This window comes from Ornithinimicrobium faecis (assembly GCF_023923225.1).
GTDB classification, from domain to species: Bacteria; Actinomycetota; Actinomycetes; order Actinomycetales; family Dermatophilaceae; genus Ornithinicoccus; species Ornithinicoccus faecis.
The window spans coordinates 186,572-206,971 of the sequence record NZ_CP099489.1; the positions used below are offsets into that span (position 1 = coordinate 186,572).

Annotated in this window: 26 protein-coding genes; 15 read left to right on the top strand and 11 right to left on the bottom strand. The window is 68.5% G+C overall.

Going from position 1 to position 20,400, the window contains the following annotated elements; all coding sequences use genetic code 11:
* Positions 1–57: 57 nt before the first annotated feature.
* From NF556_RS00780 to NF556_RS00790, 3 genes are read left to right on the top strand one after another with little or no spacing between them, the layout of a single operon-like run.
* Positions 58–1,200: an App1 family protein phosphatidate phosphatase gene (locus NF556_RS00780; RefSeq protein WP_252593606.1), complete on the top strand. Its 1,143-nt coding sequence runs from the start codon at positions 58–60 to the stop codon at positions 1,198–1,200.
* Positions 1,193–2,053 (top strand): Fpg/Nei family DNA glycosylase, encoded by an 861-nt coding sequence (locus NF556_RS00785; RefSeq protein WP_252593607.1) that lies wholly within the window; start codon positions 1,193–1,195, stop codon positions 2,051–2,053. The genes NF556_RS00780 and NF556_RS00785 overlap by 8 nt, the downstream gene beginning before the upstream one ends.
* A gap of 26 nt (positions 2,054–2,079) precedes the next feature.
* Positions 2,080–2,409, top strand: a complete 330-nt coding sequence (locus NF556_RS00790; RefSeq protein ID WP_252593608.1) for a rhodanese-like domain-containing protein — start codon at positions 2,080–2,082, stop codon at positions 2,407–2,409.
* Positions 2,410–2,448: 39 nt separating this feature from the next.
* Here the strand turns inward: NF556_RS00790 and NF556_RS00795 are convergent, their stop codons facing one another.
* Together NF556_RS00795 and NF556_RS00800 are read right to left on the bottom strand one after the other, a co-directional pair.
* Entirely contained in the window at positions 2,449–2,859 is a 411-nt protein-coding gene (locus NF556_RS00795) for an ACT domain-containing protein (protein WP_252593609.1), read from the bottom strand.
* Positions 2,856–3,308: an OsmC family protein gene (locus tag NF556_RS00800; RefSeq protein ID WP_252593610.1), complete on the bottom strand. Its 453-nt coding sequence runs from the start codon at positions 3,306–3,308 to the stop codon at positions 2,856–2,858. Before NF556_RS00800 ends, NF556_RS00795 begins: the two co-directional genes overlap by 4 nt.
* 65 nt (positions 3,309–3,373) lie before the next feature.
* On the opposite strand from NF556_RS00800, the gene NF556_RS00805 reads away from it, so the two are divergent.
* On the top strand, positions 3,374–4,060 hold the full coding sequence (locus NF556_RS00805; protein WP_252593611.1) for an ArsR/SmtB family transcription factor: 687 nt from the start codon (positions 3,374–3,376) through the stop codon (positions 4,058–4,060).
* A gap of 62 nt (positions 4,061–4,122) precedes the next feature.
* Here the strand turns inward: NF556_RS00805 and NF556_RS00810 are convergent, their stop codons facing one another.
* Positions 4,123–4,488 carry a putative acetyltransferase gene (locus NF556_RS00810; RefSeq protein WP_252593612.1) on the bottom strand — a complete coding sequence of 122 codons (366 nt, stop codon included), beginning with the start codon at positions 4,486–4,488 and terminating at the stop codon, positions 4,123–4,125.
* Positions 4,489–4,643: 155 nt separating this feature from the next.
* Positions 4,644–5,561: an AEC family transporter gene (locus NF556_RS00815; protein WP_252593613.1), complete on the bottom strand. Its 918-nt coding sequence runs from the start codon at positions 5,559–5,561 to the stop codon at positions 4,644–4,646.
* Between the two features lie 58 nt (positions 5,562–5,619).
* On the opposite strand from NF556_RS00815, the gene NF556_RS00820 reads away from it, so the two are divergent.
* The 3 genes from NF556_RS00820 (at position 5,620) to NF556_RS00830 (ending at position 8,466) form a co-directional block, all read left to right on the top strand.
* A complete protein-coding gene (locus NF556_RS00820; RefSeq protein ID WP_252593614.1) occupies positions 5,620–6,426 on the top strand; it encodes an alpha/beta hydrolase in 807 nt (268 codons plus the stop codon).
* A 167-nt stretch (positions 6,427–6,593) separates the two neighbouring features.
* Positions 6,594–7,805 (top strand): ATP-binding protein, encoded by a 1,212-nt coding sequence (locus tag NF556_RS00825; RefSeq protein ID WP_252593615.1) that lies wholly within the window; start codon positions 6,594–6,596, stop codon positions 7,803–7,805.
* A gap of 178 nt (positions 7,806–7,983) precedes the next feature.
* Positions 7,984–8,466 (top strand): HIT family protein, encoded by a 483-nt coding sequence (locus NF556_RS00830; protein ID WP_252593616.1) that lies wholly within the window; start codon positions 7,984–7,986, stop codon positions 8,464–8,466.
* 181 nt (positions 8,467–8,647) lie between these two features.
* On the opposite strand, the gene NF556_RS00835 is transcribed toward NF556_RS00830, so the two are convergent.
* Both NF556_RS00835 and NF556_RS00840 read right to left on the bottom strand, forming a co-directional pair.
* Positions 8,648–8,902: a GNAT family N-acetyltransferase gene (locus tag NF556_RS00835; RefSeq protein WP_252593617.1), complete on the bottom strand. Its 255-nt coding sequence runs from the start codon at positions 8,900–8,902 to the stop codon at positions 8,648–8,650.
* Positions 8,903–8,976: 74 nt separating this feature from the next.
* Positions 8,977–9,423 carry a hypothetical protein gene (locus NF556_RS00840; RefSeq protein WP_252593618.1) on the bottom strand — a complete coding sequence of 149 codons (447 nt, stop codon included), beginning with the start codon at positions 9,421–9,423 and terminating at the stop codon, positions 8,977–8,979.
* Positions 9,424–10,297: 874 nt separating this feature from the next.
* On the opposite strand from NF556_RS00840, the gene NF556_RS00845 reads away from it, so the two are divergent.
* Entirely contained in the window at positions 10,298–10,639 is a 342-nt protein-coding gene (locus NF556_RS00845; RefSeq protein ID WP_256829852.1) for an HIT family protein, read from the top strand.
* Here NF556_RS00845 and NF556_RS00850 read toward each other — a convergent pair.
* Positions 10,540–11,391, bottom strand: coding sequence for a GNAT family N-acetyltransferase (locus tag NF556_RS00850; RefSeq protein ID WP_345780133.1), 852 nt, complete (start codon positions 11,389–11,391; stop codon positions 10,540–10,542). The genes NF556_RS00845 and NF556_RS00850 overlap by 100 nt on opposite strands.
* A gap of 23 nt (positions 11,392–11,414) precedes the next feature.
* Here NF556_RS00850 and NF556_RS00855 point away from each other — a divergent pair, with 23 nt between their 5' ends.
* The 3 genes from NF556_RS00855 (at position 11,415) to NF556_RS00865 (ending at position 13,207) form a co-directional block, all read left to right on the top strand.
* Positions 11,415–12,203, top strand: a complete 789-nt coding sequence (locus NF556_RS00855) for a DinB family protein (protein ID WP_252593619.1) — start codon at positions 11,415–11,417, stop codon at positions 12,201–12,203.
* Positions 12,204–12,231: 28 nt separating this feature from the next.
* Positions 12,232–12,645 (top strand): YccF domain-containing protein, encoded by a 414-nt coding sequence (locus NF556_RS00860; RefSeq protein WP_252593620.1) that lies wholly within the window; start codon positions 12,232–12,234, stop codon positions 12,643–12,645.
* Positions 12,646–12,739: 94 nt separating this feature from the next.
* Complete coding sequence (locus NF556_RS00865; RefSeq protein WP_252593621.1) at positions 12,740–13,207, top strand: MarR family winged helix-turn-helix transcriptional regulator; 468 nt, start codon at positions 12,740–12,742, stop codon at positions 13,205–13,207.
* Positions 13,208–13,222: 15 nt separating this feature from the next.
* On the opposite strand, the gene NF556_RS00870 is transcribed toward NF556_RS00865, so the two are convergent.
* Positions 13,223–14,359, bottom strand: a complete 1,137-nt coding sequence (locus NF556_RS00870) for a winged helix DNA-binding domain-containing protein (protein ID WP_252593622.1) — start codon at positions 14,357–14,359, stop codon at positions 13,223–13,225.
* 109 nt (positions 14,360–14,468) lie between these two features.
* On the opposite strand from NF556_RS00870, the gene NF556_RS00875 reads away from it, so the two are divergent.
* Complete coding sequence (locus tag NF556_RS00875) at positions 14,469–15,005, top strand: hypothetical protein (RefSeq protein WP_252593623.1); 537 nt, start codon at positions 14,469–14,471, stop codon at positions 15,003–15,005.
* On the opposite strand, the gene NF556_RS00880 is transcribed toward NF556_RS00875, so the two are convergent.
* The 3 genes from NF556_RS00880 to NF556_RS00890 all read right to left on the bottom strand — a co-directional run bounded on the left by NF556_RS00880 (position 15,002) and on the right by NF556_RS00890 (position 17,537).
* Complete coding sequence (locus NF556_RS00880) at positions 15,002–15,820, bottom strand: enoyl-CoA hydratase (RefSeq protein ID WP_252593624.1); 819 nt, start codon at positions 15,818–15,820, stop codon at positions 15,002–15,004. The two genes, NF556_RS00875 and NF556_RS00880, sit on opposite strands and share 4 nt — an antisense overlap.
* A 35-nt stretch (positions 15,821–15,855) precedes the next feature.
* Positions 15,856–16,119 (bottom strand): DUF2087 domain-containing protein, encoded by a 264-nt coding sequence (locus tag NF556_RS00885; RefSeq protein WP_252593625.1) that lies wholly within the window; start codon positions 16,117–16,119, stop codon positions 15,856–15,858.
* A gap of 74 nt (positions 16,120–16,193) precedes the next feature.
* Positions 16,194–17,537: an aminotransferase class I/II-fold pyridoxal phosphate-dependent enzyme gene (locus NF556_RS00890; RefSeq protein ID WP_252593626.1), complete on the bottom strand. Its 1,344-nt coding sequence runs from the start codon at positions 17,535–17,537 to the stop codon at positions 16,194–16,196.
* A gap of 73 nt (positions 17,538–17,610) precedes the next feature.
* Between NF556_RS00890 and NF556_RS00895 the strand changes: the two genes are divergently transcribed.
* The 3 genes from NF556_RS00895 to NF556_RS00905 are packed head-to-tail and all read left to right on the top strand — an operon-like array spanning position 17,611 to position 20,399.
* Positions 17,611–18,588: an ABC transporter substrate-binding protein gene (locus NF556_RS00895; RefSeq protein WP_252593627.1), complete on the top strand. Its 978-nt coding sequence runs from the start codon at positions 17,611–17,613 to the stop codon at positions 18,586–18,588.
* Entirely contained in the window at positions 18,585–19,409 is an 825-nt protein-coding gene (locus tag NF556_RS00900) for a nitrilase-related carbon-nitrogen hydrolase (RefSeq protein ID WP_252593628.1), read from the top strand. The genes NF556_RS00895 and NF556_RS00900 overlap by 4 nt, the downstream gene beginning before the upstream one ends.
* Positions 19,410–19,436: 27 nt before the next feature.
* Positions 19,437–20,399, top strand: coding sequence for an ABC transporter substrate-binding protein (locus NF556_RS00905; RefSeq protein ID WP_252593629.1), 963 nt, complete (start codon positions 19,437–19,439; stop codon positions 20,397–20,399).
* The last annotated feature ends 1 nt before the right edge of the window (position 20,400 follow it).

Here is a 20,400-nt window from a genome sequence, read left to right on the forward strand (position 1 = left end):
CTGCGCGTTCGCCGCAGACCGAGCGCGCAGTCACACCGGCACATTAGGCTGACGGGCATGGCGAGACCGCACATTGCAGCCCTGCTCGAGGACGCCTTCGTCGGGCGGGTGGAGGCTGTGCTCCGGCGGCGCGGTTGGCAGGAGCGGGTGACCGGCTACACCGGCTATGGCACGACCGAGCAGGCCCGGATCCTGGCGCGCGTGCTGCTCAGCCGCGGAGCACCGCGAGAGTCCGGCAGCTTCGACGACGACATCGGCCCGGAGCCGGTGGGTGGCAACGCGGTCGAGCAGGCCGCGGGGGCCCTGCAGCACGCGGTCCGGGGCTGGCGCAACTTCATCACCGCCCCGGCCCAGAACGTCCCGGTCACCGTCACCCTGGGGGAGGCCGAGCTGACCGCGACCGTGGACCGCGGCGGCTATCTCGACATCGAGCTCGACGGGCATGACCTGGAGCCGGGCTGGCACGACGCGGTGATCCGCAGCGGCAACGGCGACACCGTGCGCGTACCCGTGCGGATCCTGTCCCCGCAGACCACCGTCGGGGTGGTCAGCGACATCGACGACACCGTGATGGTCACGCACCTGCCCCGTCTGATGATCGCGATGTGGAACACCTTCTTCCGCGACGAGCTGGCGCGCGAGCCGGTGACCGGGATGGCGCCGCTGCTGCGCTCGCTGGTTGCCGAGGGGCCGGACACCCCGGTCTTCTATCTCTCGACGGGCGCGTGGAACACCGCCCCGACCCTGACCCGCTTCCTGCGGCGACACAAATATCCCGAGGGTCCGCTGCTGCTCACCGACTGGGGCGCCACCAACACGGGGTGGTTCCGCAGTGGGCAGGAGCACAAGATCACCGAGCTGCACCGGCTGTTGCGCGACTTCCCCGACATCCGCTGGGTGCTGATCGGCGACGACGGCCAGCACGACCCCATGATCTATGGCGACTTCACCCGCCAGCACCCGGATGCCGTCGAGGCGGTGCTGATCCGCCAGCTCACCACAGCCCAGCAGGTGCTGAGCCACGGCCTGCCGATCGCCAACGACGAGTTGCTCGGCAAGGACTACTCCGGCGTGCCGATGCTGCGCGCCCCCGACGGGTTCCGGCTGCACGCCATCCTGACTCGCAGCCGGGCCGAGCTGGCGCGGCTGCGCCCCAAGACACCCCTGACGCGGCGAGCCCGGAGCGTCGAACATGCCTGAGCTGCCCGAGGTCCAGGCCCTGACCGACTTCCTGGGCAGCCGGGTCGTGGGGCGGGTGATCACGGACGTTGAGCTCGGCTCCATCGCGGTGCTCAAGACCTTCAACCCGCCGCCGGACTCCCTCGTCGGCCGGCCGGTCGACGGCGCCAGTCGGCACGGCAAGTTCGTCGACCTGGACGTCGACGGCACCCACCTGGTCTTCCACCTGGCACGGGCCGGCTGGTTGCGGTTCTCTGAGAAGCTGCCCACGACACGGGTGCGCCCCGGCAAGTCCCCGATCGCGTTGCGGGTGCGCCTGGATGACGAGTCGGGTTTCGACCTGACCGAGGCCGGCACCAAGAAGGGCCTGGCTGCCTATGTCGTGGACGACCCGCAGGACGTCCCTGCCATCGCCTCCCTCGGCCCCGACCCGCTCAGCGATGACTTCACCCGTGAGGTCTTCGGGCAGATCCTGGCGGGCAAACGCACCCAGATCAAGGGCCTGCTGCGCAGCCAGGGCACCATCGCCGGGGTCGGCAATGCCTATTCGGACGAGATCCTGCACGCCGCCAAGTTGTCGCCCTTTGCGATCGCCGACAAGCTCACCGAGGAGCAGATCGACACGCTGTATGCCGAGTTGCGGCAGATCCTGCAGGCGGCGGTTGCGCTCAGCTCGGGCAAGCCGGCCGCCGAGCTCAAGGACGCCAAGCGCAAGGGCATGGCCGTCCACGGGAGAGCCGGCCAGGAGTGCCCCGTCTGTGGCGACACCGTCCGCGAGGTGAGCTTCGCCGACACGTCCTTGCAGTATTGCCCGACCTGTCAGACCGGCGGCAAGCCCCTGGCGGACCGCCGGATGAGCCGGCTGCTGAAGTAGCCGCCCGTCCGTGTGACCATGGAGGCATGAGCCAGACACCACTGATCTCCGTGTCCGACCTGCCCGACGACGCCGTGGTGGTGGACGTCCGCGAGGACAACGAGTGGCACGCCGGCCACGCCCCGAACGCCATCCACGTCCCGATGGGCACCGTCCCGGAGAGCCTCGACAAGCTCCCGGACACTGACGAGACCATCCCGGTGATCTGCCGCAGCGGCGGCCGGTCCGACCGCGTCGTGCAGTGGCTCGTCCAGCAGGGCTTCGACGTGGTCAACGTCGACGGTGGCATGCGCGCCTGGGCCGCTGCCGGCAAGCAGATGCGCAGCGAGGACGGCAGCGAACCGTCCGTCATCTGAGGGCCGTATGCCGTCACTCACCTGACCCGGCCCCTGCCGTCAGTCGGTGGTCCGCTCGGTGTCCCACTGCGCGGCGATGTCGGCGCACTGCCCGTGCTGCGCCGGGTCGACGACCAGCACCAACCGGTGGTCGTGATCGCTGTATTGCACGAGGATGTTGATCCCCGCCTCCGCGAGACGCCGCGTGAACGCGCCGAGCTGACCAGGCACCTCCTGGTCGAGTCGCAGGGTCACGACGTCATGGACGTGCACCGGGCCGATCCCGTTCTCCTGCAGGACGTCCCGTCCGCGCTCTGGATCGTCGACGAGGAAGTGTGCGATCGCCGTGCCCTCGTGCGTGAAGACCCCGCCGCCCTCCAGGCTGACTCCCGCGGCCCCGAGCGTCTCGCCGAGCTCGGCCAGTGCCCCCGGGTGGTCGGCCAGCAGCACCTCCAGGTCCGCGGCCCTCACGGTGCCGCCACGGTCGGCTCGACGACCACGTCGCCAGACAGCGAGTTGGCGATGAAGCACAACTCGTGGCCCTCCTGGACGAGGCGGGCCACCAGGTCAGGGTCGGCGGAGGTCGTGATCCGCGGCCTCAGAGTGACCCGCGAGATCCGTGCCGGCACGTCGGCGTCGTCCATGAAGCCCTCGGCCCGGTCCTCGTAGTCGACCACGTCCACGGCGGCGCGCGCCGCGACCGCGAGGAAGGACAGCAGCTGGCAGGAGGAAGCCGCCGCGACCAGCAGTTGCTCGGGGTTGAGCAGGCCGACGTCCCCGCGGAAGGCGGGGTCGGCGCTGAGGGTCAGTGCGGAGGTTGCCGGGGGAGCGGTCACCGAGTGCTGGCGGCTGTAGCCGCGGATACCGTCCGCGGTCGACCCTGCCCAGGTGAGGTGTGCTGCATACGTGTGTCTGGTCATGATCCCGAATCTAGGGCCACAACGCTTCGGCGTGGGCCGAACTGTCCCGCGCCTACCCTGGGGGGATGAATCGCGACCTGTCGGTGATCGGGCACGCGCTCGCTGCCCCGGTCCGCTCCACGATGCTCAACCTGCTGATGGACGGGTCCACGCGCCCTGCCAGCGAGTTGTCCACCGCAGCCGGAGTGAGCGCCTCCACCGCCAGCGAGCACCTGCGGGTCCTGCTCGACGCCGGACTGATCAGCTGTATGCCGCACGGTCGGCACCGGTTCTATGCCCTGGCAGACGAGGGGGTCGCCTCGGCGCTGGAGCAGCTGGGCCACCTGTGCCCAAGCACCGAGCCGGTGTCCTACCGCCAGAGCAGGGACGCGCGCGGGCTGGCTCAGGCACGGCTCTGTTATGACCATCTCGCCGGACAACTCGGCGTCGCACTGGCCGAGGGGATGGCCGGTCAGGGCTGGGTGAACGGGGAGTTGTCGGCTGTCACCGAGGAGGGTGTCGCCCACCTGCAGACCCAGGGCATCGAGGTGGCCGATCTGCGCGCCCGGCGCAGGCAGCTGATCCGTCCCTGCGCGGACTGGACGGAGCGCCGACCGCACGTCGCTGGCTCGGTCGGTGCCGCGATCGCCGACCTGTTCCTCGAGCGGAGTTGGGTCGCGCGCACGAGACATCGGCGCGGCCTCGTCGTGACCCGCGAGGGCCTGCGCGTGCTCCGGTCGACATGGGGCGCCGTGCTGTCCGAGGCGAGCTGACTGCCGTGCGGCGAGCCTCAGCCGCAGCCCAACAAGGCCGCAGCACGTCGGTCAAACTCGACTCACGACGAACTGTCACCAGGCTCAGCAACGTCGCTTGCCGACTGGTCCTGCGGCAGGGGGCCGGTGGCATGCGCGCCCCGCATGCTGATGGCTTCCTCGCGGCTCATCGGTTCACCGGAACGTCGGGCTTCAGGGCTGCCCGCTCGCCGCGGCCGTGGTGGAGGCGGGGGCGGCACCGGCTTGGCGAGCAGCACCTGGCCGAGCGGCACGCGCTCCGGGCCCCGTCGGGTCTGGATGACGACGTCACCCTCGGTGCGCTCGAGCAGGTCCCCCAGTGCATCGGTGGCGCGCTCGCCGTCCTCGATGAGATAGCGCACCACCACGCGCGTTCCGATCGGGATGCTGAGCAGCCGAGCCCTGGTCATGTCGCCCACTGTGTCACACGACAACTGCGGTCGATCACGCACTATCTAGATGTCTATGGATAAACCGAGAAGTATCAATACTTCATGATCGACGACTATGCCAACCGGTGACCGCGAGGTGCTGCCCGGGTTGTGGGTCAGCTCCTTCGCGTGGGCTAGAAGCTCGTCGCCAGCGGGATGATGACGGGCAGCGTCAGCATCGCCAGGCAGGTCTGGGCCCCGATGAGAGAGGCCATCAGCCGGGTGTCGCCGCCCATCCGGCTGGCCAGCACATAGGTCGTCGGCGGGGTCGGGATCGCGGTGATGATCACCACGCTGACCAGCATCACCCCAGAGATGCCGAGCGTGCTCGCCAGGGCCCCGACCCCGATCGGCAGCAGCGCCAGCTTCAACACCGAGGTCACCGCGATGTGCAGCACGTCCCGCCGGTCGATGCGCAGTGTGACAGCGGCCCCGGCGACCAGCGTCCCGCAGACCAGCGCGGGCTCCGCCAACAGGTCGACCGTCGTGCCGAGCGGGCCGGGGATGGACAGGCCGAGCAGATTGAGGCCGAGGGCCGCCAGGCAGCTGACCACCAGCGGGTTGGTCGCCAGCTCGCGCCACAGTTGGGGCCGGTTGGCACCGTGATCTCCGTGGAGCGTCAGCAGGCTCACGCAGATCACGTTGACCAGCGGCACCATCAGCGCGGCGGCCAGAGCGAAGGTCGCGATCCCGTCCCGGCCGTGCAGGGCCGCAGCCAACACCAGGCCGATGTAGGTGTTGAACCGGATGCTGCCCTGCACCAGCGAGGTCAGCGCCGGGCCGTCCGCACGCAACGGCCGACGCAGCAGCACCACGAGACCGGTCGCCACGAGCACCGGCACGGCCAGGCTGACGATCAACGGGACAGGAGAGACCGCCCCGAGGTCCGCCCCGGTGATCGAGCTGAGGAACAGGGCCGGCATGAAGACGTAATAACTGGTCCACTCCAGGCCGCTCCAGAAGCCCTGATCGGTGAGCAACCGGTGGCGCAACGTCCAGCCCAACACGAGCAGCAGGACGATCGGCACGATCGCGGTCACCACAAGATCCACGGGACGACTCTGCAGCATCGGCTGCGCCGCTTGCCGACCGGGGGCCAGACTGTATGCCGTGTCGTCACCGTGGTCTGCACCGTCACCTGCCCCGTCCCGCCGGGCGGTGCTGCGTGGTGGCCTGACCCTGGCGGCCGGACTCGCGGGGATGACCGGCCTGTCGGCCTGCCGCTCGACCACAGAGGGTCTGGCTCCGGTCGAGGAGGGGCGGCTCGACACGAAGCACTGGCCGGGGCACCGGCCGCGCTGGCTGCTCGCACTGCCCGAGGGGGCGAGAGTGACCGTGGTCGCGCTGCACGGGCACGGCGCGGACGCCGGCATGTGGTTCGACCCGCCGCTTGCCCAGCGACTCGCTCATGAGCTCGGGGTGGCGGTGGCGGCCGTCGACGGCGGCACGACCTATTGGCACGCCCGTGCCGACGGCACCGACACGGGCACCATGGTGCTCGAGGACCTGCTCCCTGCCCTCGAGCAGGCGGGTGCCCCCACCGACCGGCTGGGGCTCACCGGCTTCTCGATGGGCGGCTACGGCGCGCTGCTGCTGGCCACCCGCCTGCCACCCGAGCGGGTGCTCGGGGTCGCGGCGGTGAGCGCCGCGTTGTTCTTCGATGCTCACGAGGCAGCCCCCGGGGCCTTCGACGACGCTGACGACTTTGCCCGGCACGACATCTTTGACCGGGTCGACGCGCTGCGGGAGTTGCCCGTCTGGCTGGCCTGCGGAGACGACGACACCTTCGCGGCGACCAACCAGTCCCTGGCGAAGCAGCTTCCCGACGCGACCACCAGGTTCGATGCGGGAGGTCACGACCGCGCCTACCTGGAAGCACACTGGCCTGCGGGGATGGGCTTCCTGACTAACAGGTGAGTGGCCACAGTGCCCAGTTGATCGGACGATATCTGGACGTCTAGCACTCAGGTGAGAGAGCGGCATACAGTCCAATCGGCCGTCCGATGACCGACGGGACGCAACACACGATGGGGAAGTATCCCGAAATATCAGTTCTGCGGTAGAGCCGCAGATACGCTGCAATCGTGGACCCCATTCGCAACCCCTATGCCCCCGGCGCCGGCCAGCGCCCGCCCGAGCTCGCCGGTCGCGACGAGCAGCTCGATCGCTTCCACGTGGTGCTCGAGCGCATCCAGCGCGGCCGCCCCGAGCGCTCGATGATCCTGACCGGGCTGCGCGGTGTCGGCAAGACCGTGCTGCTCAACGCGCTGCGCTCGACCGCGGTGCGGGCGCGGTGGGGCACCGGCAAGTTTGAGGCCCGCCCCGACCAGGCGCTGCGCCGCCCGCTCGCCGCCGCGCTGCACATGGCGGTCCGCGAGCTCGGTCACCCGCGCGGTGAGGACCTCGACCACGTGCTCGGGGTGATCAAGGCGTTTGCCCAGCGTGACCAGCCGGGCGCCAAGCTGCGCGACCGGTGGAATCCGGGCATCGACGTGCCCGCGATCGCCGGGCGCGCCGACTCCGGTGACATCGAGATCGACCTGGTCGAGCTGCTCACCGACGTCGGCGGGCTCGCGGCAGACGTGGGCAAGGGCGTGGCGATCTTCATCGACGAGATGCAGGACCTGGCACCCGAGGACATCTCCGCGATCTGCGCCGCCTGCCACGAGCTGTCCCAGTCGGCCCTGCCCGTGATTGTCGTCGGCGCCGGCCTGCCGCACCTGCCAGCGGTGCTGTCGGCGAGCAAGTCCTACTCCGAGCGGCTGTTCCGTTACACCCGCATTGACCGGCTGGACCGGGACAACGCGGACAAGGCGCTGCGCATGCCGGCCCAGGACGAGGACGCAGACTTCACCACCGAGGCCCTCGACGCGCTCTATGCAGCGACGGGTGGCTATCCCTATTTCATCCAGGCCTACGGCAAGGCCGTGTGGGACCACGCGCCGCAGAGCCCGATGACTGACGAGGACGTGCGGGTCGCCGCCCCGGAGGCCGAGGAGGAGCTCGCCGTCGGGTTCTTCGGCTCGCGCTATGAGCGGGCGACCCCGGGGGAGCGGGAGTATCTGCGGGCCATGGCTGACCTCGGGGCGCAGGCTGCCGAGGAGGACCCGGACTCCGTGGACGCGATCGAGTCGGTCGCCACCTCCGACGTGGCGACCCACCTGGCACGCAAGGCCCAATCACTCTCGCCGGCGCGGGACGCCCTGCTGAAGAAGGGCCTGATCTACTCCGGCGAGCGCGGCCGGATCGCCTTCACCGTGCCCCACTTCGGGCGCTATCTGCGCTCGCAGACCTGACGCTGCCCGGTCAGGCCAAACTCTGGACGCGGACCGGAGCCGCAGGGTCGCCCAGCCGTCAACTGAGAGCACCTCCCGGTTCTTAGAGCCTGCCGCGGCAGGCTCCAAGAACCGTTTCCTGCTGTCAGTCCCGGCGGGCAAAGTCTCGCCCGTGTCACCGGGGCGCAAGGATCGTCGGATGCGACAGACCAGCCACGAACCAGCTGGCTACTCCTGCCCGTTCTGTCGTCTCCAGGCTGGTGTCTGGAACGATCGGAACCAGCCCAGCGACGTCGTCGCCGTCACCGATCGTGCTTTCGCTCGCATCGCACCCAAGTGGTGGCCCGCCAATCCGGGGGCAGCTCTGGTCATCCCGCGGCGGCATGTGGAGAACCTCTACGAGATGGACGCTGACGACGGTCATGCGGTGTGGGATCTCACCCAGCAGGTCGCGACGGCGATGCGCGTCGCCTATGGCTGCGAGGGGACCTCCACCCGACAGCACAACGAGCCAGCAGGTGGTCAAGACGTGTGGCACCTGCACGTCCACGTCTTCCCGCGGTTCGCCGACGACGCCCTCTATCAACGCCACGACGACGCGCGCTGGGTCACTGTTGATGAACGGCGCCCGTTCGCAGACAAGTTGCGCTCCGCCCTGCAGTTGCCGACCACGTTCGCCTGATCGGGCTCATGTTGAAATAGCGGCCGCGAGTTGGTCAGAGGCTGGCTCGTCGGGGCCCGTTGTGCCGGCACTCCCGTGACTGCCATGACGGCGCCGAGGGAGTTGGGCCCTGATGTGGCGGGGAACCTGCCGAGCGGATGAGCACCTCCGCGGGGTGTCCGGTGAGCCCGCTGCGAGCAAGCTATGGGACGTCGAAGCGGTGCGGGATGGTGTCGCTTCCCTCCCGGTGCGGCGTGAAGCCCATGGCCGCGTAGTAGGCCAGTGCGGCGGAGTTGTCGCTGCCGATGCTCGCGTCGATGTGCCTCAGCCCGGCGGCCTTCGCTGCTGCCAGAGACGTGGCGAAGAGACGGCGACCAAGTCCGGTGCGACCAGCCTCAGGGTGGATGTGGGTGCCGATGATCCCCCACCCCTCACCGCCAACGGCACGCTGGGCCACGGACTCACCCCGGCCCCAGGCCAGGTCATGGTCGCTGCGCAACCCAGGTTCAACCCGCTCAGTCAGGTCCGTTATCAGCGCTGGCTTCGGACAGTCTGATCCTCCACGACCTCGGCGACGATCTCCGGAGTTGAGCGGGTGGCCAGATCGTCGAGCTCGGCGATGCTCACCGACTCGGGCAGTTCGGTGGCCTCGCTGTCGTAACGCACCCAACTGCCGCCGGAGTTACCCGAGGTGTATATGCCCGACCAATCGTCGGTGGCGAGCCACCGGTCGCTCACCTGCTCCCCCCGGATGACCCATGGCTTGAGGAAGAGCAGGTACTCGCCGGGCTCACCCAGAAGGGGACTCCCTGACTCGTCGTGGGCAATCGTCGCCACACGCACCTGCTCGGGCCGCTCACCGGCGATCGGCTCGGCAAGTTCGAGCGTCACTACTGCGATGGCCGTGCCTGCAATGGTGTCATGATCGACCACCCCGGTAGACTGGAAAATCCCGATGGTGCTGCTGTCATGAGCCATTTCCTTGAGGCTCGTGTACATCCTTACCCGCGAGAATTCAGCCGACCCATCGCTAGTCGTTTCTTCACTCTGCGGGGTCTGGATGCTGCCCTCCGTAGCGCTCGGCGTCAGGACTTGATCGTGCTCCCCTGTGCCGACACCACTCGACGCGCCAGAACATGCTGTTGCAGCCAGACACAGGATGCCTGCACTTGCCACCCATCGGTATCGTGGAGAACGAGACATCTTGACTCCGATCATCCGTAAATATTCACGACCCCAGCCCGATCATCGGGTCGAGGCGTTGAGTACGACGGGCAAGGCCCCCCAGGGTAGAGCAAATACCAAGGCGTAGGCGTCATTATCGCAATGGGGCGCGAATTATTGCTGTCGCATAATGTTTGACTTGTTTCGTGAGCCAACCCCAACGCGTGGCCGAACTCGTGACCCCAATAGACTTTCCGCTCCGTCGTGCTCCACGATTCTGTATAATCCCGATTCAGCGTTAACTGCATTGACGAGTGACTCCACGTCCCGTTCGATAAGCAGACGGGACCAAGGTTTAGGTTACCCCGGCGATGCATGAGTCCCGCCTATGTGGTATTTCCGTAATAGTTGGCTCGAATGTGGATGTCGGCAGACGTCGCACTAGTTCGGCAGACGTCGCACTAGTCCAGAGAAGCGAGATGTCCGTGTTAAGGCTGTTCCATGAGTACGCGGCACTTGCAGCAGACGTATAGTACGAATGACTCGATGGGATCTGATAGGTAACGCGTGTGTCACTAGATCCCCAGTTACACGACAGGTGGGCCCACTGCGGGCCAGGACCCGCGGCTACATCGGCAACTGCCGCAGGGGTGCCACGTTTGAGTGCGTCTGGGGACACGTCCCCGGCATGGGGCACCACCATGAGGAGCAGCGATACCACGATAGCAGCGGCTGTGCGTGCCATGGGCGAACATTAGTACCGGCCGAACGGAGTGTCAACAACGGGGTGCGGCGAGTCGCGACGGCGATGCGCGTCGCCTATGGCTGCGAGGGGACCTCCACCCGACAGCACAACGAGCCAGCAGGTGGTCAAGACGTGTGGCACCTGCACGTCCACGTCTTCCCGCGGTTCGCCGACGACGCCCTCTATCAACGCCACGACGACGCGCGCTGGGTCACTGTTGATGAACGGCGCCCGTTCGCAGACAAGTTGCGCTCCGCCCTGCAGTTGCCGACCACGTTCGGCTGATCGGGCTCATGTTGAAATAGCGGCCGCGAGTTGGTCAGAGGCTGGCTCGTCGGGGCCCGTTGTGCCGGCACTCCCGTGACTGCCATGACGGCGCCGAAGGAGTTGGGCCCTGATGTGGCGGGGAACCTGCCAAACGGATGAGCACCTCCGCGGGGTGTCCGGTGAGCCCGCTGTGAGCAAGGTATGGGACGTCGAAGCGGTGCGGGATGGTGTCGCTTCCCTCCCGGTGCGGCGTGAAGCCCATGGCCGCGTAGTAGGCCAGTGCGGCGGAGTTGTCGCTGCCGATGCTCGCGTCGATGTGCCTCGGCCTTCGCTGCTGCCAGAGACGTGGCGAAGAGACGGCGACCAAGTCCGGTGCGACCAGCCTCAGGGTGGATGTGGGTGCCGATGATCCCCCACCCCTCACCCACGTCGTAGGGGTTTCCGGGCCACGCCCGCTTGAGTGACTGGAAACCGATCACCCGCCCCTCGCGCTCGGCGACAGTGCACGCGATTCTGTATTCCGGATCGAGGTGTCGCTCGCGAACCAGTGCTGCGTCGGACGCGCTCGCGCGCAGGCCTGCGCGATAGATCGCGTTCTGCACCTCGGCCATGTCCTCAGCGTCAGTGGTCAGCGCGGGCCGTGTCTCAATCATGCGTCCAACGTAATGCCCGATCGGCGGCGTCAGTCTGAGCGAAGAAGCACTTTCAGCCCTCGCCCAGCGACACACTCGCGTGGAAGGATCATCGGGATGCGATCGACCAGCCAGCATCCTTCGACTGAGAGAGATCAGAGATGACACGCTTCGGCCGGGACGACGACCTCACGGCAGCCGAGTTTGACCGGGTGGACCTGACGGGTGCCCGCTTTGAGCGCAGCCGTCTGCGGGGTGTGCGCATCACCTCCAGCGACCTGTCCGGGATGGTGGTGCGCGGCAGTGACGTGATGAATGTCGAGATCGACTCACCCTGGATCGGGGAAGGTGACTTCTTCAGGGTCAACGGCGTCGACGTGATCCCGCTGGTGGAGGCTGAGCTCAACGCTCGCTTCCCCGGTCGCGAACTGCAGCGGGCCGGCGACCCGGCTGGACTTCAGGCTGCCTGGGCCGCACTCCAGGACACCTGGGCCGCCACCCTGGAGTGCGCCGAGTCGATGCCCGCCGGCACGGTGGATGAGTCCGTCGATGGCGAGTGGTCGCTGAGCCAGACGCTGCGGCACCTGGTCATGGCCACCGACACGTGGCTGGGCAAGGCAGTCCTGCGCCTCGAGCAGCCCTATCACCCGCTCGCCCTGGCCAACGAGGGCGCGGCCGAGGACGGCCTCGACATGTCTGTGTTCACCACCAAGACCCCGACGTATGCCGAGGTGCTGGCTGCCCGACGCGACCGGACCACCCTGGTGGGCAACTTCCTCGCCGAGGTGAGCGTCGGCACACTGGATGAGCAGCGCCAGAACCCCTGGGCGCCACAGCATCCGGAGACGGTCCGCTCCTGCCTGCACACCATCCTCGAGGAGGAGTGGGAGCACCATCGCTATGCCGTCCGGGACCTCGACGTCCTCGAGCAGCGCAGCGAAGCACAGTGAGCCCGAGCGTCGCGGATAGGCTGGTCGCATGCGCACCATCGGCAACATCTTGTGGTTCATCCTGGCCGGTTGGTGGCTCGCGCTGCTCTACGTCGTCGCCGGCGTCATCGCCTGCATCCTGATCATCACGATCCCCTTCGGGCTCGCCTCCTTCCGCCTGGCCAGCTTCGTGCTGTGGCCGTTCGGTCGCACGACGGTCTGGCGCCAGGACGCCGGGTTCTGGTCGGTCGTGGGCAACATCCTGTGGATCCTGCTGCTCGGCTGGGAGCTGGCGATCGGTCACCTGATCGCGGGAGCCCTGCTCTGCCTGACCATCATCGGGATCCCGTTTGGCATCGCCTGCTGGAAGATGGTGCCGCTCGCACTGCTCCCGCTCGGTCAGCAGGTCGTGCCCGTCTCGCAAGCTCGCTTCGACCGGTTCGCGGTGCCCGTCACCCGCTGACGCTGCGCCAGTTCGGCCCCACCTTGCGCCAGTTCGGCCCCCACCATCCTGCATGACTAGGAATGTTTCGATGGGGCAAATCGTTGTGCACAGTATGAACCGGACACAGCTGGCCAATGAGTCGTGGGAGGCACTCTTTCGAGCGCAGGTCGCCCTGAACGAGGAGTTTGCCAGTGAGGATGTCTGGGTCGAGGTGGCGCGCGTGGAGTATGACGTGCTCTACACCCTGTCGAAGGCACCCGACGGGCTGTCGATGGCCGAGCTGAACCGGGGCATCCTGATGACGCAGGGCGGTCTGTCCAAGCTGGTCGCCCGCCTCGAGCAGCGCGGTCTCATCGAGCGGCAGCCGGTCCCGGGCGACCGTCGGGCGACCTGCCTGCTGCTGACCGAGGATGGTCGAGCGGTCCAGCGCCGGGTCGGCCTGCGGCACGGCACAGCAGTGGCCGCCACGATGACGCGGATCCTCGATGAGGACCAGATGCACCAGCTCAGAGCGCTGGGCACCCACATCATTGACGCCCTGGACGCCGCACCCGTGACGCGCACGGCAGCCTCGGACTGAGTCACCCCCGAGGGCTCAGGCGTGGGCCCCAGTGGTCACCTCCCCCACGACGAGCTCAGGGCGCAGGTCCTGCAGGTGCCCGATCCGCTCCACGGCCTCCTCGATCTCGGCCTGCCTTTTGCGGGTCACCCGAAACAGCGGCTCGACGGTGATGGTGACGCGCCGTCCCGCCTTGCGCTGGTGCCACACCCCCGCGACCTCGCCGTCCACCAGCACGATCGGATAGTTGCCGGCCTGGCCGCCCGCCAGGGCGCGCTCCGCCGCACGACCGGGAAAGAACCGCTCGCGCGGGAAAGCCGCGATCCCCAGCGCATCAAAATAGGGGAGCAGCCGGATGCCGGTCGGCGGGTCTGCGGCGAAGTCCAGGTCGTCGTGGACCACCCACGCGCGCGTGCCCTCCAGGTCCACCTCGACGACTCGCCCCTGCCCGGTCAGTGCCTCAAAGGTCCGCGTCGCCCAGCCGATCGGTGCGGCGTGCCACTTGGCATAGGCGGCAGGCGTGCTGGGGCCGTATGCCGAGAGGTAGCGCAGGAGCAGCTGCTCGGCGGCCGCACGGGGCTCGATCGGCGCTGTGGTGGGGGGAGCGGTGTAGGTCACCGCCCGGCCACGGTTGGGTCCGAAGCTGAGCAGTCCGCGCCGGGCCGCCTCTGCCTGGACCAGGCGCCAGCGCGGCCACATCGTCTGGAAGGCCGGCATCACCAGGTCACCCGCCCACGACCCGACCCGGTCAACAACTCCGTTGTGCAGCTCCTCGAGCGTCAGCGGCGCGGCAGCGCTGGCGGTGGTGTCGCCGATCGCTGCCCAGAGCCGGTCGACCTCGGCCGGGCTCGGCTGGAGGTCGGGACCGGCCGACATCCTCCCCGCAGGCATCGTCGCGAAGGTCCCGGTCCACAGGCCCAGGTCCGCCGCGGCGACGGTGTGGATGGTCCCGCGCAGCCCCGAGGCGCGCACGAGCGACTGGTCGGCGAGCCCTGCCCGGACGTCGACGCAGGTCCCCTCCCGCAGCCGCAGGGCAATCGAGAGCTCGGCGGCAGAGGCAACCTGAGCCTGGGCTGCCAGCATCGTGTGGACCGCGGCGTCCGGCGTTGCTGCCCCCGCGAACTGCCGGGCCAGACGCCGGGCGTTGGCCTCCGGCCAGGTCACGGTGCGCATGAGAACAATCCAAGCGCAGGGCACCGACAGTGCACTGGGAGCGTGCTGTCGTGACTGCGTGCAGATGAGAGAGTGGTGGGTCAGGAACGACTGAGGTGAGGGTGCAGTGATGACGCAACACGGCGGGAGCAACAGCGAGGCCACCGAGGGTCTCGACCCGGGGGAGCGGGAGCAGTTGCTCTATGCCCTGGAGACCCGCTTCACCGACCATCTCGAGGCTGCCGCGACGACGGTCCGGGAGGCTGAGCGAGCCCTCGAGGAGGCGCAGGAGCAACTGCGCCTGGCCCTCGATGAGGAGGCCAGCCGTGCCTATCAGTCCGACTCGCTGGTCTTCATGCGCGGCGCCATGGACGAGGAGGTCGAGGGCCTCTATCGCAAGACCAACCCCAAGAAGGTCCGGGCCGCCTATCGCTTCCTGCTCGACCGGGCCGTCGACCTGGCTGCGGGCGAGGTGCAGGGCTTTCACGACGACCAGGCCGCTCAGCTCCGGGACCGGACGCAGGGCGTCCAGGCGTCACGCGAGGCCGAGGCTCGGGCCACCGAGGCCCTGGAGGCAGCGCGCCTGATGCAGGAGCGGGTGCAGCGTGCCGAGGCGCTGGCCCGACAGGGACTGGACGCGATGGCCGACAAGCTGGAGAACGGTTAGCGGTCTGACCAGCTGGGCTGGCGCTTCTCCAGGAAGGCGCCGATGCCCTCCTGGGCGTCGGCTGCCAGGGCGTTCATCGTCATGACGGTCTTGGTGTACTCATACGCCGAGTGCTGGTCCCGGGAGATCTGGGCATAGAACGCCTCCTTGCCGATGCCGGTGACGACCGAGCTCGCGGACGCGATCTGAGCGGCCAGCTCGCGCGTGCGTGACTCCAACTCAGCGGCCGGGACGACCTCGTTGACCAGGCCCCAGTCCGCGGCGGTCGGGGCGTCGACGGGCACACCCGTGAGCAGCATCTGCATGGCGCGCTTCTGCCCGATGACCCGGGTGATCGCCACCATCGGCGTGGAGCAGAACAGGCCGATCTTGACCCCGGGCGTGCCGAAGCGGGCACCCTCCTCTGCAACGACCAGGTCGCACGTGGCCGCGAGCTGGCACCCGGCGGCAGTGGCGATGCCCTGCACCTGGGCGATCACCGGCTGCGGGATGGCCTGGATCGTCTCCATCAGCTCACAGCAGCGATCGAAGATCTCGCGATAGTCCTCGACCGAGCGCCCGGTCATCTCGCCGAGATCGTGACCGGCACTGAAGGCGGGACCGGCACCGGCCAGGATCACCACCGAGATGTCGCGGCGGGTGCCGATCTCGCGCAGCACCCCGATCAGCTCGGTCATCAGCGCCAGTGAGAGCGCGTTGCGCTTGTCCGGTCGGTTGAGAGTGACGGTGGCGATGCGCGCCTCGACGTCGATCTCGGTGAGGACGGTGGCGGCGTCGGTGTCAGTCGTGGGGGCGCTTGGGGCGGCAGTTGTCATGGGTGGATCCTCTCCGGGTGGTCCGTGCCGTGAGCCTACGCACGCACCCGGTAGACGCCGGGCTCAGGCCGCTCGACCAGTTGGTAGTCGACCAGGTAACGACGCAACATCGCCACGTCGTCATCAATAGGCCGCAGGGCGGCGTTGATCTCGACCTCGGACAACTCACCCTCCGGGAGGGTGCTGGCCACCCAGGTCAACAGCTGGACCCGCAGCGGCTCCTTGACCGGCATCGAGACCAGGTCGCCCTGCTTGTTGAACAGGCGGGCCAGATCGGGCGGTGGTGTCAACTGATCCATGCACCCAGCATGCCCTGTGCCGCTCAACCGGCGCCACGGCATACTGCCGGTTGGCTGGGTCAGAGTCCCGGGGCTCAGATGGCCTGTGCCGCCAGGGCGATCACGTCGGCGACCTTGTCCAGCTCCGGGATGTCGTTGGCCGTGACGACCCGCACGCCCTGCGTGCCGCGCCGGGCATAACTGGAGCTCACACCGATGGTGGCGATGCCGTGCGAGGCCATCACGAGCATCGCCTGGACCTCGCTGAGGACGGGCACCCACAGCGCGAGATTGTCACCACCGCGCACCTCCAGGCCACGCTCGCGCAGCAGGGCAGCGAAGCGTTCGCGACGCTCGGTGTAGACCTCGGCCGCCCGCGACACCGCAGCCTGGCTCTCCGGGTCGGTGAGCATCCACGCCAGCGCGCCCTGCAGGATGCGGCTGGTCCACCCATCGCCGAAGTGGCGATAGACCCGCGCCCGCTCGACCGGGTCGGCCGCCCCCCCGATCACGCCGATCCGCAGGTCGGGTGAGTGCGACTTTGAATAGCTGCAGACCAGCACACTCTTGTGCGGCAGCAGGGCACCGACGCCGTGATAGGGCTGCGGAGCCAGCGGGCCCCAGCCGTCGTCCTCGATGATGATGAGATCCGCGCTCTCCAGCAGTCCGGCGAGCACGGTCTGCCGCGCGGGGGTCATGGTGGCACCGGCCCACGCGGAGTTGCGCGGTTCATAGATGAAGGCGACCGGCTTGTGGGTGAGAGCCTCGGCCAGGTGCTCGGGCATCGGCCCCTGATCATCCACCGGGACCGGGAGCACGCGCGCGCCGACGTGGTCCAGGATGTCGAGCAGTCGCGGCGTGGCCGGCTCCTCGACGGCGACCGTCTCACCGGCCACGACCGACGTCGAGATCAAACCGAGCAGCCCGTCATAGCCGCCACGGCTGCACATCCACGCCTCGGCCGGGAACGGCCAGGTCGCCTCGACCGCCTCGCGCAGCGGCTCCGAGATCGGCTCGACGTCATAGGAGTGCAGCAGGGGATCGGTCAGGGAGTGCTGCAGCGCCTTCGCCAGGTCGGGCAGCAGGGCCGGGTCGGGCACCGCGCGAGACAGGTTGAGAGTGTCGTGATTCCAATAGCGTGTGATGTTGGTGTAGCGCAACGGACTTGGCCCGCCCACGGTGCCGGCGATGCGCATCCCCGCGCGGCCGCCGCCCTCGACAAACCGCTGCTCGCGCAGGGCACGCCAGGCAGCCGACACGGTCCCCGGGCCCACGTGCAGTCGGGGCGCCAGATCGCGAACCGTCGGCAGTTTCGTGCCCGGCTCGAGGGTGCCGTCACGGATCAACCGGGAGACCGTCGCGGCGATGCCAGCTGCGCTGGCCTCCTCGATCTGAGCGGCCAGCCACGCGCCGAGGTCACGGTCGGGCAGATCCCGCATCTGAACCTCCATTATGTTCAGTAACATTCGTTTGGATTGTAATCATGCATGCCTGAACATAATGTTTCAAGGCATGGCCCTGAACAATCTGCGCATCGGTGCCCGTCCGTGGGCGCACCTCACTCCGCTGGGCAGCGGCGTCACCATCGGCGGACGCGCCGTCGACTTCTCCCCGCTGGCGACCACCCCGAGGATCTGGGACGAGCCCGACCTCGACGTGGCAGAGACCTCGCTGAGCGTCTACGTCCGGGCCCGCGCCGAGGGTGATCACAGCATCACCGGCCTGCCGATCTTCGTCATGCGCGGCTTCCGGCAGCGCTGCATCCTGGTGCCTGCCGACAGCCCGCTGGAGACCCCGGCCGACCTGGCCGGCCGTCGCGTCGGGCTCACCGGCTGGCCGGACAGCGGCAACACCTGGACCCGTGAGCTGCTCACCAACGAGGGCGTCGACCTCGACGCGATCGAGTGGTTCCTCGGCCCGCTCACACCGGACGCCCCCCAGTTTGACCGGACCGGAGGTTTCCCGGTCGGCCCCAACGTGCGCACGCTGGAGGTCGGGGACGGCCTGGCCACGGCCCTGGCGCGCGGTCAACTCGACGCGATCATGACGCCCTTCATGCCTCCGGGCTTCTACACCGACGGCTCGCTGCGCACCCTGCAGCGCGACTCCCAGGGAGCCGAGGAAGACTACTTCCAGCAGCGTCGCTACATCCCGGGCATGCACCTGATCACGGTGAAGAGCGCGCTGCTCGACCAGCAGCCCGAGCTGGCCCAGTCCCTGACGGACGCCTTCGAGGCAGCCAAGGTCACCAACGCGCGGGTCCGCAACAAGTTGCAGGACGCCTTCCCCTGGCACGACCAGGAACTGGCCCGGACCGCTGCGGTCTTCGGGGCGGACTGGCTCCCCTATGGGTGGCCGGGTGACCAGCCGATGGTCACCGACTTCCAGGCTGCCTTGCAGGCCCAGGGCCTCCTCCCGGCACCGGTGCCGGACAACGAGCTCTTCCCCCACCCCGTGGCCCCGACAACAAGCAAGGAGTATGCCGCGTGAGCACCCTGAAGACGCGTGCCAGTCAGTTCGCCGCCAGCATCGACTGGCAGGAGAACCTGGCCACCATCGAGCCGATCATTGAGGAGGCGGAGGCCGACGGCGTGGACCTCCTGGTCCTCCCCGAGGGTGTTATGGCCCGGTTCATCGACCAGAAGGAGCGGATCCGCGAGCTGGCCCAGCCACTCGACGGCCCGTTCGTCACCGGCGTCACGGCACTCACCGCCGGCAAGGCGGTCACCGTGGTGGTCGGGGTCCACGAGCGCTCGGACACCGACCGGCCGTTCAACACCCTGGTCGTGCTGCGTGACGGTGCCATCATCGAGGTCTACCGCAAGCTGCACCTCTACGACGCCTTCAACGCCCTCGAGTCCGACAACGTCCGACCGGCCGACGTGATCCCGCCGCTGGTAGAGATCAACGGCTTCCAGGTCGGCCTGATGACCTGCTATGACGTCCGCTTCCCGGAGTTGGCTCGCCTGCTCACCCTCAACGGCGCGGACCTGCTGGTGCTGCCCGCCGCCTGGGTGAAGGGGCCTCTCAAGGAGCACCACTGGAAGACCCTGGTGACGGCCCGAGCACTGGACAACACGGCATACCTCGTCGCCAGTGGCGAGTGCGGTGACGCCAACATCGGCCACAGTCTGATCGTCGACCCCCTGGGTGTGCCCCTCGCCCAGGCCGGGGAGGCGCCGGGATCGATCACCGCCACCCTGTCCCTCGAGCGGCTCGAGGAGGCGCGTCGGCGCCTCCCCGTGCTGCAGAACTACCGCTTCACCGTCGAGGCAACCCCTCGCGCGCTGGCCCCTTCCTCCGCGTCCTGACGCGACCCCCCCCGAAAGGAAACTGCTATGTCCCGCACGCGCACCGCAGCCCTGAGTCTGCTGACCATCCCCGCCCTGGCCCTGGCGGCCTGCACCGCCGACCCGGAGTCGTCCACCGGCGGCGGTGGGGGCGGCGAGTCTGCTGACACCGACAGCAGCACCGCCTCTGCCGCGGCCGAGGTCGAGATCCCGACCCAGGAGTTCAACGAGGAGCTGCGCTCGCAGCTGCCCGAGGACATCCAGGAGAGCGGCACCATGGTCTCGGTCAACACCGGCTCCTTCCCTCCCTACACGATCGTCGAGGGTGACAACCAGGTCAGCGGTGCGACCGCCGACTTCGCCACGGCGCTGGAGGAGATGCTCGACGTGAAGATCGAGCACACCACCATCGATGGCCTGGCCAGCGTGCTGCAGGGCATGGACGGTGGCCGCTATGACCTCGACATCGGCCCGATCGGTGACTTCCCCGAGCGGCAGGAGCAGGCCACCTTCGTCGACTACGTGCAGGAATACGTCGTCTTCGCCGTGCCGACCGGCAACCCGGCCGGCATCGATGACATCACCACGACCTGCGGCACCCGGATCGCCGTGCAGGCCGCCGGCTCCGCCGAGCGCACCATCAAGGAGCAGTCCGTCACGTGCGAGGAGAACGGCGAGGAGCCGGTGGAGGTGCAGTCCTACAAGGACCAGCCGTCCTCGATCCTGGCCGTGCAGTCCGGCCGTGCGGACGCCTTCTTCTCCTCCCAGGCCCCGCTGACCTATTTCGTGGCACAGTCCGACGGTGAGCTGGAGCTCACCGGCACCGGCGAGGCCAACGGGTTCGACGACCTCTTCCAGGGCGCCGTCGTGCCCAAGGACTCCCCGACCGGAGACGTGCTGCTCGCGGCCTTCGAGGAGTTCCACGAGAACGGCACCTACGACGCGATCATGAGCAAGTGGGGCCTTGAGGGCAACAACCTCGACGAGCCCGGCGTCAACCTGGGGCAGTGAC

What these genes read in the sequence shown, in the direction of transcription:
- NF556_RS00870 (WP_252593622.1), bottom strand. Translation starts at nt 14,359, where the DNA reads ATGCGCACCGTGACCTGGCCGGAGGCCAACGCCCGGCGTCTGGCCCGG.
- NF556_RS00905 (WP_252593629.1), top strand. Translation starts at nt 19,437, where the DNA reads ATGTCCCGCACGCGCACCGCAGCCCTGAGTCTGCTGACCATCCCCGCC.
- NF556_RS00810 (WP_252593612.1), bottom strand. Translation starts at nt 4,488, where the DNA reads ATGACCAGGGCTCGGCTGCTCAGCATCCCGATCGGAACGCGCGTGGTG.
- NF556_RS00850 (WP_345780133.1), bottom strand. Translation starts at nt 11,391, where the DNA reads ATGCTGGCTGGTCGATCGCATCCCGATGATCCTTCCACGCGAGTGTGT.
- NF556_RS00780 (WP_252593606.1), top strand. Translation starts at nt 58, where the DNA reads ATGGCGAGACCGCACATTGCAGCCCTGCTCGAGGACGCCTTCGTCGGG.
- NF556_RS00785 (WP_252593607.1), top strand. Translation starts at nt 1,193, where the DNA reads ATGCCTGAGCTGCCCGAGGTCCAGGCCCTGACCGACTTCCTGGGCAGC.
- NF556_RS00845 (WP_256829852.1), top strand. Translation starts at nt 10,298, where the DNA reads ATGGGGCACCACCATGAGGAGCAGCGATACCACGATAGCAGCGGCTGT.
- NF556_RS00800 (WP_252593610.1), bottom strand. Translation starts at nt 3,308, where the DNA reads ATGACCAGACACACGTATGCAGCACACCTCACCTGGGCAGGGTCGACC.
- NF556_RS00855 (WP_252593619.1), top strand. Translation starts at nt 11,415, where the DNA reads ATGACACGCTTCGGCCGGGACGACGACCTCACGGCAGCCGAGTTTGAC.
- NF556_RS00790 (WP_252593608.1), top strand. Translation starts at nt 2,080, where the DNA reads ATGAGCCAGACACCACTGATCTCCGTGTCCGACCTGCCCGACGACGCC.
- NF556_RS00880 (WP_252593624.1), bottom strand. Translation starts at nt 15,820, where the DNA reads ATGACAACTGCCGCCCCAAGCGCCCCCACGACTGACACCGACGCCGCC.
- NF556_RS00895 (WP_252593627.1), top strand. Translation starts at nt 17,611, where the DNA reads ATGGCCCTGAACAATCTGCGCATCGGTGCCCGTCCGTGGGCGCACCTC.
- NF556_RS00890 (WP_252593626.1), bottom strand. Translation starts at nt 17,537, where the DNA reads ATGCGGGATCTGCCCGACCGTGACCTCGGCGCGTGGCTGGCCGCTCAG.
- NF556_RS00885 (WP_252593625.1), bottom strand. Translation starts at nt 16,119, where the DNA reads ATGGATCAGTTGACACCACCGCCCGATCTGGCCCGCCTGTTCAACAAG.
- NF556_RS00830 (WP_252593616.1), top strand. Translation starts at nt 7,984, where the DNA reads ATGCGACAGACCAGCCACGAACCAGCTGGCTACTCCTGCCCGTTCTGT.
- NF556_RS00840 (WP_252593618.1), bottom strand. Translation starts at nt 9,423, where the DNA reads ATGGCTCATGACAGCAGCACCATCGGGATTTTCCAGTCTACCGGGGTG.
- NF556_RS00865 (WP_252593621.1), top strand. Translation starts at nt 12,740, where the DNA reads ATGAACCGGACACAGCTGGCCAATGAGTCGTGGGAGGCACTCTTTCGA.
- NF556_RS00875 (WP_252593623.1), top strand. Translation starts at nt 14,469, where the DNA reads ATGACGCAACACGGCGGGAGCAACAGCGAGGCCACCGAGGGTCTCGAC.
- NF556_RS00805 (WP_252593611.1), top strand. Translation starts at nt 3,374, where the DNA reads ATGAATCGCGACCTGTCGGTGATCGGGCACGCGCTCGCTGCCCCGGTC.
- NF556_RS00860 (WP_252593620.1), top strand. Translation starts at nt 12,232, where the DNA reads ATGCGCACCATCGGCAACATCTTGTGGTTCATCCTGGCCGGTTGGTGG.